Source organism: Clostridium sp. DFI.1.208, from assembly GCF_024463855.1.
GTDB lineage: Bacteria > Bacillota_I > Bacilli_A > Erysipelotrichales > Erysipelotrichaceae > Clostridium_AQ.
Window position 1 is genome coordinate 48877 of the sequence record NZ_JANGCA010000023.1, and the last position, 14366, is coordinate 63242.

Here is a 14366-nt window from a genome sequence, read left to right on the forward strand (position 1 = left end):
TGCTATGAAGAACGTTTATGAGGTTCTGAAGGACCTCGGGCATGAGATACCGGAAGAATTACAGCAATATTACGGTAACATCGAATACTGGAAACAGTGGTGGCAGGGATATGTGCCAAAATTCCACCAGTATAAAGTAACAAACATTGAAAAAGAATTGATGACGATGAAACGAAAATCACTGAAGATGGCTAAAAAAGTATGCGAGGACTGGGCCAATCTCCTTCTGAATGATAAGACTACGGTGATCATCGATGAGACGATGGATGTCGGCACGGATGGGAAAGATGACAGCAAAGATAATAAAATAAATGAATCTCAGAAATTCGTCACCGGCGATGAAAACGAACAGGCAGGTGGCGTTTTTGGATTGTCTAAATTCTGGAAGAATGGTAATAAGACTGTAGAAAAAGAGTACGCTCTGGGAACAGCTGCATTCATCCTTGTGCCTCACAAAGCAAAAGTGCGGAAAGGGAAGCTGACAGCAGAAAGTGTAAAAATCAACTGCATCAAGGAAGCCTGTTGTATCATTCCATTATCGTGGGATGGTGACGATATTACAGAATGCGCATTCGCCAGCAGCAAGCAGATATCAGGGAAGTCTTATATGTACCTGCAGGTCATGCTGCAGTTGGATGATGGCCGTTACAGGGTGGAAAATCATTACTATCTGAAAAGCGGCGATTCATATGAACCGGTCAGCTCCAATCCAAAAGGTGAAGCACTGTGGTATATCCTTCCTGCGAAGCCTTTCTTCATATTGACGCCAAACATCGAAAATAATATCCTGGAAACGACACCGATGGGGATATCCGTATTTGCAAATGCGACAGATCAGCTTCAGGCATGTGATATTGCCTATGATAACATGTATACAGATTTCATTTTAGGACGCAAGAAGGTGTTCATGAGTCAGGATGTCATCAGTACAGAGGACGTGCCGGTGATGGGGGATGATGGTAAGCCGAAGCTGGATAGTGATGGAAAGCCTATTATCAACAAGAAACCGATGGCCGGAGAAGCAATCGAACAGAGCATGTTCGTGAATGTTGGACAGCAGATGCCAACGGCAGATAGATTCTTCCAGGAATACAATCCATCCCTACGTGTGGAAGAAAATAAGAACGGTATCCAGTTTGCATTGAACCTGCTATCTTCAAAGGTAGGGTTTGGTCAGAATAAGTATCAATTCAGTATACAAACGATGGCAACGGCTACCGAGGTCAAGGCAAGCAGCAAGGATCTGACAGAAAGTGTATGGAAGCAACGTGTGGTGATACAGGATGTCTTGACTGAAATGACACGTTCGATTCTCACTATTGGAAGGGAATTGTGTGGCAAGTCTGTAAACCCTGATGCTAAGATCACTGTGAAATTCGACAATACGATGTTCAATGATGAAGAGGCAGAAAAACTCATGGACATGCAGCTGGTGAGCGCAGGTATCATGCTGGAATGGGAATGGCGTGTAAAATGGCTTGGTGAAACAGAGAGTCAGGCAAAGGAGATACTGAAATCAGCGAATAAAGAAAAGGGCATTACCTATGAGGACGACTGATGCTGGATCCATATTATCTTGCACATTGTTCTGATGAGATTGAAGTCTTATTCGCTGATCTGGAAACGAGTATACTGGAAGACATCGCCAGACGGATACACGAAAATAAGTATGAAACGACGAGCACTGCACAGTATCAGTTGAATCGTGCGAAGGCACTGGGATTGCATGATTCTGAAATCAAGAAGCAGATTGCTGATATACTGAAAATCAGTGAACAGCGTGTTTCAGAAATCATATCCAGTGCAGCATATGAGGCGGTTGAGTCGGATAACCTGATATTCAAAGAGGCATATGAGAGAAAGCTTATCAATACATTCAGATATGATAAAGCCAATCTCAGCAAGCTCATTCTGAAAGGCATCGATGCTACGAATGGAGAGATCCGTAATATCTGTAAGACCACAGCAAAGACAGCGAGGAAGCTGCTCATATCTTCGCTCGATCAGACATATCTTGGGATACAGAGTGGCGCTTTCAGCCAGCAGGAAGCTGTAGGCTTTGCTGTTGATAAAGTAGCCAAAACTGGATTGCAGTGGATCGATTATCAAAGTGGTACACACAGACGGCCGGACAGCGTGATACGCAATGCAATACGTTCCGGTGTCAATCAGACCGCTTGTAAGTGTCAGGAAAAGAACTTCGACGATCTGGGAGGGAATCTGGTTGCTACGACATCACATGTAGGAGCACGTCCAGAGCACGCAGCATGGCAAGGGAAAGTGTTCTGGTGGAAAAAGAAATACAAGAACTATCAGAATTTTGAACAAGCCACCGGGTATGGTACCGGAGCAGGGCTTGGAGGATGGAATTGCAGACATAGCTTCTTTCCATACTTTGAAGGATTATCTAATATGCCATTTGAGCATTACAGCAGTGCTGAAAACGATGCCAGATATGAACTTGACCAGGAACAGCGTTACAACGAACGAAAGATCCGTGAATGGAAGCGCAGGCAGGCCGTGAACAAGGCTGGAGGTGTAGACAACACCAGAGAAGCAAGGAAAGTCAGGGAATGGCAGAAACGCCAAGCAGACTTCCTAAAAGCACATCCGGACATGAAACGTAATTACGCTAGAGAGATGATCGAGGATGTAAGATCGCAGCGGAGAACGAAGCTAAAAGAATTTTATGCAACTGATGATAAAAGTGTTAAAATGAAGATAAGGGAAGCCGAATCAGCAATATCTAAAAATCAATTTGAATCAGCGATAGCATACGATCAAAAGGGAAATGTCATCTTCAAAAAAGATGGAGAAAAACACGAAGTTGAATTCACTATAGAGGAATTGAATAAAATGAAAGGGGCGATAGTAACACATAATCATCCTCAAAACACGACATTCTCTCCACATGACATCTATATGTTGAAGGATTGGAAACTACAAGAATTGCGTGCAGCTATCAATAAAGGTTCTTATGTTCTTCGTAATAATGATAAAATCACTCAGCTTCCTGATTTCACGGTGTTTCAGAAGGAGCATGAGCAGCTCTATTTGAAATATCTTAAGGTATATAAAAATAAATATCCAGACTGGAAAGACGATAAAAATAGAATGGATAGAGTTGTACAAAATAATGTTATGAACCGTCTTGCAAAGAAATACGGATTGCTTTATTCGTTTGAGGAGGATGCGGAATGATCTGGACAGATAAAAAAGGTGTAAGGCATAGCGATTATCATGTCTCTTGTGTAACATGTGCAATTTGCATGGATTGTAAACATTTCAAAGAAATGGGAAATATGAAGCCTATTTGTTCTGCCTTCCCGCAAGGTATTCCGGAAGCTGTATGGACCGGGACTTTACTACACACTATACCGGTAAAGGGTGATCATGGATTTCAATATGAGAAAGCAGAAATAGAGGACACAGATTTACCGGAATTATTATACGATGAAGATTAGCACTCATAGCGGGTGCTTTTTTAATACCTGGAAGAGGGTGAGAAAATGTGTAAACATGCATATATCACGAAGCAGCGAATCTATTATGATAAAGGATGCAGGGTCATACGTGAATATGATACCTGCATTTTTTGTGGCCGCAAGACGAAGCTGCCCTATTTCGGACCACATTTACAATGACCTGAGCATGTCATATAAACTGCATCATCACTCAATGGCAAGAGAGATAAAACTGCCAGCCTATTCCCGGAGAGAACCGGATATAAAAAACACAGGAGGAAACAATGGAATTTTTAAAAGAATTTTTAGGTGATGATCTGTATACTCAAGTTGAAGCAAAGCTAAAAGGCAATGACAAAGTAAAACTTGCAAATCTAGCTAGTGGAGAATACGTATCAAAATCTAAATACGACGATGAAATTAAAGTCAAAGACACAAAGATCACAGAGCTATCCGACACTGTCAAAAAATTCGATGGTGTGGATGTAGCGAAGCTGCAGCAGGATGTAAAGAACTGGGAAAAGAAGTACCAGGATGACCTTACATCCGCTAAGAAAGAAGCTGCTATCAAGCTGGCGATTGCGGATGCGAAGCCAAAGAGTGAAAAAGCACTGATGGCTTTTCTGGATACTGACATCGTCAAACTGAATGAGGATGGCACAGTTACTGGGTTGAAAGAGCAGCTGGAAAACATCAAAAAAGACAACGGTTTTCTCTTTGAAGATGATGGTCCGCAGAACGTGAATCTCGGAGGAGATCATGAAAATAAACCAGAAACAAAAGAATCGACTTGGGAATCTGCCCTTGACGATCACTATGGCAAAGAATAGGAGTGATGAATAGATGCCATTAACATTAGCGCAGGCAAAGGTCGGTATGGCCGACAAAGTAGACCAGATGGTCGTAGACGAGTTCCGCCGGGACTCTTTTCTTTTAGACAAATTGATTTTTGATAACGCAGTATCACCGGGTACCGGTGGCAGTACGATGACATACGGGTACATGCAGCTGCTTACTCCATCCACGGCAGAAGGACGTAAATTAAACGAAGAGTATAAGCCGGGTGAGGCCCTGAAAACTAAGAAGAATGCTGATATCAAGATCTTCGGTGGTAGCTTCCAGGTAGACCGTGTACTTGAGGATACGGCTGCAAAATCTGAAATCGCATTTCAGTTACAGCAGAAGACGAAAGCAGCTTCAAACAAGTTTCATTACGATTTCATCAATGCTGATTCTACAAACGAGGAAACTGATTTTGACGGATTGGAAAAATTGGTGAAGGGAACGAGTACAGAATACATCCCTACAGCAGCTATCGACCTATCAGACGAAACGAAGATTGCAGCAAACAGCAAAAAATTCGTGTTTGAGCTTGACCAGTGGCTGGGGACATTGGATGGACGTCCAGACATGTTGCTCATGAACCGCCGTATGAAAACGATCATGAGCGCAGTCGCTCGTGAACTGAAATATTTTACGCAGACAGAAGACGCTTTCGGCCGCAAGGTTAACAACTATGACGGCATCCCTATGGTAGATATGGGTGAGTATTATGACGGTTTGACCACTGTTCCGTGCGTAGCTACAGACACATCCGGAGAAACCTCTATCTATGCTGTCAAGATCGGTCTGGACGCCTGCCACGGCATTAGTCCGAAGGGAGAAAAGCTCATCAAAACCTATCTTCCGGATATGAAGGCACCGGGAGCTGTAAAGACTGGTGAAGTCGAAATGTTGGCAGGTATCGTGCTGAAGAACAGTAAGAAAGCTGGCGTCTTCCGCAAGGTGAAGGTCTCTGCTCCAGTAAGTGTAGTGAAATTAGCAAAGGGCAGCCTTGGTACTGCAGGAGATAAAACGATCACAGGATTAGAGGCAGGGAAGACATACCGTGTCCAGAATGCATCTACTGTGAAGTATACTGCTGCAGATGGAACACTTACAGAGGAAGCGGAAAAGGCAGCTCTTGGCGAAGGTATTACAGCTATCAAGGGGTTGACGAATGGCCGCATCTATCTCGTAGAGGAAGTATAACAGGAGGTAACCATGATCACATATCCGCAGTATCGGAATTGCGGTGGTTCTCTTGATGAATATGAATTCGGTCAGCTGGAGCCTGGTGTATGCCGGCTGATCGATTCGTATATCAAGAACAACATTCCGTATTGGAAGGTCAGGAAGCTGTCAGAGTATGATATCGATTTCAGCGATATCATTACGATGCAGGTAGACTTCATCGCTGAGAACGGTGGAAAAGCCGCTTTGAATGGTAATTCCGATTTCAATATAGCAGCAGTAACGACGAAAGGATTCAACTATCAGATGAAAGGAAAACAAGTACCTATGTTCAATAATGTTCCGTTATCACCAATGATGGTCACAGAATTAAGGGATCAGCTGCGGCAGGCAGGCCTGTTGACGATGTGCTTATGATACATTCACCTAGATTTATCCGACCTCATAGGATACTCATCAGAAACAAGGTGGATGAGCTAGATGGCGAGGCAAAGTATCAGACCACGACGGTCAATCATGTGTGTGCAGACGCTGCATATGGAATGAAGCAATCGCTGAAAGGTATCCAGCCTACCGGTGATCTTTTGGTCGTTATAGACATGAATGATCTGGTAGCCTTTGAAGGAGCTAAGAAGCGCATATACAAGGAACCACTGGTGTTTGATTCAATGGAGGATACAGAAGCATACTTCACCTTTCGTCCGGATGTGGACCTTATCGTATATAAAGGTCATGAATATACCGTAAATAGCGTCGGCGAGGTCAATCCGGTAAGTGATGAGCCTGATTTTCTGGAGATCATCGCAAATGAGTAGATTTGAATTCAATGAGGCTAAAGTAAAAGCAAGACTGAACAGCCAGACAAAAAGAGCCAGGCGTCTCCTGAAAAGTGAGATCGTCAAGGATACAGAGAAATTCGTGCCGATGCAGAGCGGGTATCTGAAGAACTCCATCACGAACAGCATCCAGAACGATGATGACTTTATCATCTATAACACACCGTACTCCAGGTTTTTATACTATGGGTACGTGATGATCGGAAAGATAACACATCGTCCTTGGGCTAGGCGAGGAGAAACAAAGGTCAAGACTGACAAAAGATTGAATTTTGGAAAGGTTCATCCAATGGCCTGCTCCCACTGGTTTGAACGCTCAAAGGCTCTGTACAAAGATAACTGGTTGAAAATAGCAAAGAAGGTGTATAGAAATGGACGATAGAAATAGTGTGACACCACAGGAGAATACGCAGGTCATTGAAAGTCTGTATAAGTATCTACAATCATTGAATATCGGTGTACCGATATCGATCGAGTATCTGACAGGCAAAACTCCTGCAATGGCAGTGAAACAGGTATCCACTGCCTATAAAACAAAAGTCAATATCATAGGCGGCTATGATGCAGAGCTGCCATTCGCCATCTATCACAGAGCAAAGGTCAGTGACCCCAACAGCATATTGGCGATCACGAAGCCGTTGAACATCATGGCAGATATCTTCGATATGGAAACGGAGAATCATTTTCCGAACCTCAGCCTTCCAGATTATGTGCCTGTGAAGATAGAAATGATATCGACTCCTGCAGATGACACAGGGAAAGAAAATAACGTAGCCACCTTCATGGCTATGTACAAGCTGACATACAAGAAGAAATCAAAATACAGTTAGGAGGTATTATATGTCACAAACAACAGGAATCGCAACTCGCAATGAGCTGCTTTCATTCATGAATACCGGCACATCGGATGCGCCTAAATGGTGTCTGATCGGTGAAGGATTTAGCGAACTGACAGAGAATCTGAACGCTAAGACGAAGGATAGTCACTATATCCATCAGGTATCTGGAACCTCATCCGTCATCGGTTATGCGCCGACATTCGATTTTACTGCAGAGCTGGATAAGGCTGATGACGTTACTACGTATATCGCAGAGATCGGACGTAACAGAAAGGTCGGAGCAGATTGTGAAACAGATATCGTCAATGTCTATAACTGGATCGCAGGAAAGACATCCGGAACGCAGGTAGCATATAAGCAGCATATCGCTATCAAGGTAGATAACAGTGGTTCTGGAGCTGCCGGTGATGCGATGGCATTGTCCGGCTCACTGATGTATAAGGGTGATGCCGTGAAGGGCGAATGGAATCCGGAAACAAAAACATTTACTGCAGATGCTGGTGTAACACCAGTGGAATAGGAGGATCACGATGAGCAAATTTACGTTCGACAAGAAAGAGCCCAAACTGTTGAAGCTGGAAATCGAAGGAAAGATCTTTCGATTCAATCCATATTCACTGGCAGTTACGAAGGCAGCAGAGAGATTCACACAATGTCAGGAACCGATCATCAATGCTCTGAAGAAAAAACCGAACGAGAAGGAATTAGATAAGCTCGTGCTTAGATCATGCGAACTTGTAAGGGAGACAGTGAACAGGATGTTGGGGAAGAATGCGTATGAAAAAATATTCTCCGGAAGAACAGTCGATTTTCAAGAGCATCAGCATCTGATGACTTTTATCTTTGAAGAGATTACTGCTTTCTGCCAGGTTAATCCAAAACCACGTCGTGAACCTTTTGCTTGATGATGCACCTGATCATATCACAGTATGTGGTCAGGTCATACCTATCAAGACCGATTTCCGCACCTGGATTCGATTTGAAAATACGATGTTGAAGGATTGCGACAATGAAGAACGATTCAAAGCTATCCTTGATGTTATGAATGGAATATATTCGGATATCCCGGAATTCATGGATCAGGTGTTATGGTTTTATCAATGTGGAATTATTCAGTCAGGGAAAGGAACTGGCAGAGCGAAACGGGTCTATGATTTTGAGAATGACCAGTACATGATTTATTCAGTCTTCCGGCAGTATTACAATATCGATCTGACTACTGCGCAGCTGCACTGGTGGATATTCAAGCAGCTGTTCATAGAATTGCCAGAGGATAGCACCATCAAAAAAGTGATGATGTATCGGTCCATCCGGATAACATCATCAATGTCTCCGGAGCAAAGGAGATACTACGCAGAAATGAAACGGATCTATGCACTTCCGGATAATAGGACTGCAGAGCAGAGGGCTGCCAGCTTTGCCACACTGCTTGCAGGAGGAATGAATATCAAAGAACCTTGATGGTTCTTTTAATTTTGAAATGAGGTGATGCGATGTCACAGGCTGATGGTAGTATCATCATCGATACCAGGATAGATGAAGCCGGTTTTTCCAAAGGACTGAACACGATGAAGACTGCAGCAGTAGCTGGGGTTGCTGCCATCACAGCGGCAATCGGTACAGCAAGTATTGCGGTCATAAAGCTTGGCTCAGAATTTGAACAGGCAAACGCAAAGGCTAGCACACTATTCGGCGATGCACAGGTGGATATGACGCAGTATCAGGGAAAGATGCTGGAGCTCTCCACGAAGACCGGTCTGGCTGCTTCTGAACTTGGTAATACGATGTATGATGCTTTATCCGCAGGTATCCCTGCCAGTGACGATATGTCAGAAGCACTGGGATTCCTGGAGAAGAATACGAAGCTGGCGAAAGCCGGTTTTACTGATGTCAATACAGCTACGACAGCAACAGCCAAGGTGCTGAATGCGTATAAGATGGACGTGTCAGAAACAGATAGGATCCACAAGGTATTGATGCAGACACAGAACAAGGGTATCACGACTGTAAATGAGTTGGGGTCTGTTCTGTCACAGGTCACTCCTACTGCATCTGCAATGGGAGTTTCATTCGAGCAGGTCGGTGCTGCTTTGGCAGGCATGACTGCACAGGGTACACCTACAGCTCAAGCAACTACACAGTTGAATCAGCTGATTGCAGAGCTCGGTAAGAACGGTACTCAGGCCAATAAAGCTATGATGGACATGTACGAGGGCATGGGATATGGCAAGAAATCATTTAAAGAATTGATGGATGAAGGTGTTACCCTTGTAGATATCATCGTGGATATGGAAGGATACGCAAAGGAGAACGATAAGTCACTGATCGATATGTTTGGATCTCTGGAAGCAGGGAAAGCAGCTTTATCGATGGCTGGTGATAATGCTATAACATTCACCAATAACCTTGAAGCTATGAAAACAAAAACCGATGTCGTAGGAGAAGCATATGACAAGGTCACGGACACCTTCAAAGAGAAATCTGCCAAGGTCGTGAATTCTCTTAAAAATGTCGGCATAGCGGCGTATTCAAAGTTTGAGAAGCCATTGAAAAAGTCAATGGATGTGGCACAGGGAAGTGTGGATGAACTATCCAGACAGATGAGTAATGGGAAGCTTGGAAAGAGTGTAGATAAGATTGCGGAAGCGTTTGGGAAGCTTATCGAAGTGGCGGCTAAGCTGGCTGAAAAAGCCATACCCTTGCTTGTGAATGGTTTTTCCTTCCTCATTGATCATGGGAAAGAACTCACGATAGCATTATCTGCTGTAGGTGGAGCCATGCTAGCCATGAAAACTTATAATACAGCGAAGGATGTTATAGAGCCTTTGATGAGATCGTTTCAACAAGCTGCACTCCAAGTAAAACTTTTTGAAATGGCCAATACCGGTGTCACCGTCTCGCAAGCTGCATTAAATGGAACTTTATCATTAGGGGAAACAGCAGTTGCTTTACTGACAGGGAAAATCAGTCTCGCTACCGCAGCTCAGACGGCATTAAACGCTGTGCAGGCTGTATCTCCGATGGGATGGGTTGCAATAGGTGTAGGCGCATTGACTGCTGGTCTTACAGCTTTATGTCTTATGACTAATGATGTAGTCGATGAAAATGAAGAACTTAGAGAAAGTCTTGAGAAATCTAATGAGGAATGGGAAGAACTAAAAAACACACAGGAAGAAAAGCTTGCGACAGACCTCGGTATGATCCAAAATACCGAGAAACTGAAAAATGAGCTAGAAACACTTGTAGATGCTAACGGGAAAGTGAAGAAAGGTTACGAGGATCGTGCCTCTTTTATCCTTGGTGAACTCAATGATGCGTTAGGTACTGAATACTCAATGACGGATGGCGTCATCAATAACTATAAGGAAATGACTTCATCTATAGATGAGCTGATTACGAAAAAAAGGGTAAAAGCTATCCTTGATGCACAGGAGCCTATCTATCAAAAGGCGATAACTGAACAGCAAAAAGAAGGTATCCAAATTGCTAAGCTACAGGCAGAAGTCACTGATAAAAATAATCGTATGAAGGCGATTGAAAATGACCTTATAAAAAAATATGGGGATAATTGGGCTATTGAGGCAGGGCGAGCACAGGATGCGATGCTACAGGAATATGGTACTCTTGCAAAATCCACAAGTGATAAGAAAAAGGTTTTGAATGATTATCAGAAAAGCTATGATAAGCATACAGAAGAAATAATCAATTATGAAAATAATGCTACTCTTGCTGCTAGTAAAAATAAAGACGATTGGGTCAAGGTACAAACGGATATACAAGCTGAGTCTGGTAGAACTTATGAAGAGAAAAAGAAGAATCTTGAGCTTGAAGTTTCTGCATTGGATATGGCTTATAAGGATTTAGTACAGCGGCAGGAGTCTGGTGATAAAAGAATCAGTGATGCACAAATCGAAGCTGCAAAAAAATCCAAAGAGAACAAGGAAAAAGAGCTTCGTGGAATACAGTCTACCGTAGAAGAAAAAACACCTGGTCTTATAGGTGTAGCTAAAAATCTCGCAGACAAGTCTGTGGAAGCGATGAATAAGGTAAAAGAAAGCAAGTCAAAGGGTGCTGATAATGCAGCCGGTTATGGGAAGGGAATCGATTCCAAAGCAGGAGCTGCTAAAACAGCGGGAGGAAGACTTGCTACTTCTTCTGCATCTGGATCTAGTAATTATTCAGGAATGAAATCGGTTGGACAAGAGTCAGCGCAAGGCTATATCGATGGTTTGGCATCAATGGCTGTAGATGCTTTCAATGCAGGATTTTCATTCGTGCAGAATGCGATGGCCGGAGCAAGAAAAGGGCAAGATTCGCATTCACCCTCTCGAAAATGGAAAAGAGAAATAGGTATAACAGCAGGACAAGGCTACATTTTAGGTCTTGAAGCTAAATCAAAGGATGCAGAGAAGACGGCTTCTGATTTCGTTAGAAGAGCTATTGATGCGGCCAACGAGGAAAGTGAACGAGGCATAGATATTTCAGGTATCGTTTCAAAAGCAAGGCAGGCAGTATATGCCGAACAGTCAAAAATGGCCGCAGTTGCGGATATACAGTCTAAAACCGAAATCCTAAAGACATCAATGTTTAAAACAGATCTATCGGCCATGTCTGTAACAATGAAGGGCGTTATCGAAAACCGTATCTATATCGGAGATAGGGAAACCGCTCATGTACTGGCACCATTCATCAGTGAAGAAATGGCATTTCAAGGGAGGTAAGGTATGCATAAGATAAACAAAAAGCCTATAAGGAGCTTCAGCGCTTCTATTGCGGCGTTCGATTACCAGCCGATGCAGATATCAAATACCTATACAGATAGTATGGTGCCTATATTGATAAAACGCGATATGAAACCTAAACGATACGACCTAGTGATGGATTTCATTTCCCAGAATGATATAAGTCGTTTCTTAACAGAGGCTATCGATAGGTTTGAATTGAGAATCGATGATGGATATGTGTATACGTGTTATCTTGATGGTGTACCATCAGTGCAGCAGGAAGGAGTATGCAGCTTCACGCTTACTCTTTCTTTGTTGGTGCTGCAGAGAGGAGAGGAACGTCGTTTTACCTTGAAAAACGGGGATAACTACATTACGATCAAAGGAACCTATAAAGCCGGTATCCGCTATGAGATAACACCTCATTACAATGGAGAAATCACAGTAGGAGGATATACGATACGTAATATCCATTCTGGTAAGAAGATAATCCTGGATGGCGAGAGCATGCTCATAACAGAGGATGGTAAAAACAAATATTCTGATGCGATGTTTACTAAGTTCCCCAGTTTGGAACCGGGCGACCATATCATCACGGTAAGCAACACAAATGCTGATGTCGTGATGTATTACAGTCCGGTATATCTGTAGGAGGTGAGATATGTTAAGCGTCAAGACACAAGATGGATGGCTGCCAATAACAGGCTATGAAAATTATTATATCGAGAAAACAGAGGACGGTACAGAAATGCTGTCCTTTGATATTTCAAAGGGACATCCACTATTTGAAAAATTGAAAAGCGAAATGTTGATCCGTAATAACGATAACGAATTTATCATCACCGGTGTCAACCTACCGTCAACTATAGCCACCATAACAGGTGAATTGAATTTGCATGAATGGAAGCAGGAGTTTTACTTTAAATGTAGCGATATCCCTGCACTATCCACGAAGTTACTTGTAGATGTGCTTGAATACATAAAACCTGTAGGGTGGTCAATCATCAATGCACATATCCGTGATATTAGAAGAACTACTGATACTGAAAAATGCAATGGATACGATATATTGATGCGCTGTCGTGACGTATACAACGTCTGGTACGATATCGATTGTTTAAGCAAGACAATCTATGTAGTAGATCCAAATGATTCAACTGACACAGGTGCTTATGTAACACCAGAGCTTAATATGACCGGCATTTCCTACAAGGAATCCAGCGCAGAGCGTGTGACGAGGCTGTACTGCTATGGCAAAGAAGATATGACATTTGCAGACATCAATAACGGGAAGCCATACGTGGAATGCTTTGATTATACGTCTGATGTATTAGTAGGAGGATGGTCGGACCAGCGCTATGATGTGAAAGAAAACTTTCTGGCGGATGCAGTTAAAAAGGTGAAAGAACTGGCTATGCCGATAGGGAGCTATACTATTGACGTAAAGGATCTGGCAAAAGTGGATGACAGGTATACTTATATCAAACTGGCTCTGCGTCATACTGTGCACTGTATCGTAGATCCGGAAAAGGGTTTAGAACTGAAGCATCGTGTTGTAAAAATCAAATGGTATCCGGATGAACCAGGCAAAAGAGTGGTCACATTATCCAATGAGCCGATTAAGATACAGGATAAAATCAAAAATGTCATATCAGCTGTAGGCGAAGACGGTCAGAAAATAACTGGTTCCATCCTGCAGCAAGCGCAGAAAAAAGCAATGGAGTTGATCAATACCTGGGCTACAGATGGATACGTGTATCTCACTGAAAACGAGATATATATCCTTGATAAAATTCCAAAAGAAGAAGCAAAATACTGTATACGAATGAACCTGGGTGGAATCGCATTCAGCCAACAGGGATGGGCAGGACCATATATATCTGCGTGGACCATTGACGGTAGATTCAATGCTGATTTTATTACTGCTGGAACGCTGCGGTCTATCAAAATAGAGTCAACCGAAATCGAAGGTGGTAGCATTAAGATAGGGAATTTTTTCAGAGTCAGCAATGAAGGTGTTTTGACTGCAACGAGAGCATATCTGGCAAATGCTACATTATTAGGCACAGTAGAAACTGTTTTCGGTGACCTGAAGGCAACGTTGTCTGGAGGTCTATTGAGTTTTGAGAATGCAGGTGTTGCAATGGGATCTATAGGCACCAGACAGCTCACGGACGGTAGAAAAGGTGTAGCTATTGAACTGAAAAGTCAGGCAGAATATTTCAATATCATGTACGAGACAGGAACATTATCATATTCAACCGCTTTGACCTTTAATAAAACAGATAAAATATGGAGCCTGGGTGGTGATGTAAATATGCATTTCAATAAGCTATATAATATCGCAGCTGCAAATGGTCTGCCGGGATTTACAGGAAAGATACCTATCGTAGTTGACATTACTACTGAAGGCAAAACGATAACTACATCCAAAAGTTATATAACTGTATCTAACGGTATTATCACAAATGGACCTAGAGAGGGGTGATT

The 14366-nt window shown here is 42.8% G+C and carries 16 protein-coding genes; all 16 read left to right on the top strand.

What is annotated here, in order from left to right:
• Positions 1-4: 4 nt before the first annotated feature.
• The 16 genes from NE665_RS12995 to NE665_RS13070 all read left to right on the top strand — a co-directional run bounded on the left by NE665_RS12995 (position 5) and on the right by NE665_RS13070 (position 14364).
• Positions 5-1558, top strand: coding sequence for a hypothetical protein (locus tag NE665_RS12995; RefSeq protein WP_117443761.1), 1554 nt, complete (start codon positions 5-7; stop codon positions 1556-1558).
• The gene (locus tag NE665_RS13000; protein ID WP_117443760.1) at positions 1558-3201 is read left to right on the top strand and encodes a phage minor capsid protein; all 1644 of its coding nucleotides are present in this window, start codon (positions 1558-1560) and stop codon (positions 3199-3201) included. The genes NE665_RS12995 and NE665_RS13000 overlap by 1 nt, the downstream gene beginning before the upstream one ends.
• On the top strand, positions 3198-3464 hold the full coding sequence (locus NE665_RS13005; RefSeq protein WP_044906420.1) for a hypothetical protein: 267 nt from the start codon (positions 3198-3200) through the stop codon (positions 3462-3464). The genes NE665_RS13000 and NE665_RS13005 overlap by 4 nt, the downstream gene beginning before the upstream one ends.
• Before the next feature lie 45 nt (positions 3465-3509).
• Entirely contained in the window at positions 3510-3644 is a 135-nt protein-coding gene (locus NE665_RS13010) for a hypothetical protein (RefSeq protein ID WP_256302550.1), read from the top strand.
• A gap of 104 nt (positions 3645-3748) precedes the next feature.
• Positions 3749-4294 carry a phage scaffolding protein gene (locus tag NE665_RS13015; protein ID WP_117443759.1) on the top strand — a complete coding sequence of 182 codons (546 nt, stop codon included), beginning with the start codon at positions 3749-3751 and terminating at the stop codon, positions 4292-4294.
• Between the two features lie 13 nt (positions 4295-4307).
• Positions 4308-5495: a major capsid protein gene (locus NE665_RS13020; protein WP_117443758.1), complete on the top strand. Its 1188-nt coding sequence runs from the start codon at positions 4308-4310 to the stop codon at positions 5493-5495.
• Positions 5496-5507: 12 nt separating this feature from the next.
• Positions 5508-5894: a hypothetical protein gene (locus tag NE665_RS13025; RefSeq protein WP_117443757.1), complete on the top strand. Its 387-nt coding sequence runs from the start codon at positions 5508-5510 to the stop codon at positions 5892-5894.
• A 50-nt stretch (positions 5895-5944) separates the two neighbouring features.
• The gene (locus NE665_RS13030) at positions 5945-6292 is read left to right on the top strand and encodes a hypothetical protein (protein ID WP_117443756.1); all 348 of its coding nucleotides are present in this window, start codon (positions 5945-5947) and stop codon (positions 6290-6292) included.
• On the top strand, positions 6285-6695 hold the full coding sequence (locus NE665_RS13035) for a minor capsid protein (protein ID WP_178759839.1): 411 nt from the start codon (positions 6285-6287) through the stop codon (positions 6693-6695). Before NE665_RS13030 ends, NE665_RS13035 begins: the two co-directional genes overlap by 8 nt.
• Positions 6685-7143 (top strand): hypothetical protein, encoded by a 459-nt coding sequence (locus NE665_RS13040; protein ID WP_117443754.1) that lies wholly within the window; start codon positions 6685-6687, stop codon positions 7141-7143. The genes NE665_RS13035 and NE665_RS13040 overlap by 11 nt, the downstream gene beginning before the upstream one ends.
• Before the next feature lie 10 nt (positions 7144-7153).
• Positions 7154-7672, top strand: a complete 519-nt coding sequence (locus tag NE665_RS13045; RefSeq protein WP_117443753.1) for a hypothetical protein — start codon at positions 7154-7156, stop codon at positions 7670-7672.
• Positions 7673-7682: 10 nt separating this feature from the next.
• Complete coding sequence (locus tag NE665_RS13050) at positions 7683-8057, top strand: hypothetical protein (RefSeq protein WP_117443752.1); 375 nt, start codon at positions 7683-7685, stop codon at positions 8055-8057.
• The gene (locus NE665_RS13055) at positions 8050-8613 is read left to right on the top strand and encodes a Gp15 family bacteriophage protein (protein WP_178759840.1); all 564 of its coding nucleotides are present in this window, start codon (positions 8050-8052) and stop codon (positions 8611-8613) included. The genes NE665_RS13050 and NE665_RS13055 overlap by 8 nt, the downstream gene beginning before the upstream one ends.
• 107 nt (positions 8614-8720) lie before the next feature.
• The gene (locus NE665_RS13060) at positions 8721-11873 is read left to right on the top strand and encodes a phage tail tape measure protein (protein ID WP_181968919.1); all 3153 of its coding nucleotides are present in this window, start codon (positions 8721-8723) and stop codon (positions 11871-11873) included.
• A gap of 3 nt (positions 11874-11876) precedes the next feature.
• Complete coding sequence (locus NE665_RS13065; RefSeq protein ID WP_117443749.1) at positions 11877-12527, top strand: hypothetical protein; 651 nt, start codon at positions 11877-11879, stop codon at positions 12525-12527.
• A 10-nt stretch (positions 12528-12537) separates the two neighbouring features.
• Positions 12538-14364, top strand: coding sequence for a phage tail protein (locus NE665_RS13070; RefSeq protein WP_117443748.1), 1827 nt, complete (start codon positions 12538-12540; stop codon positions 14362-14364).
• Positions 14365-14366: the final 2 nt, after the last annotated feature.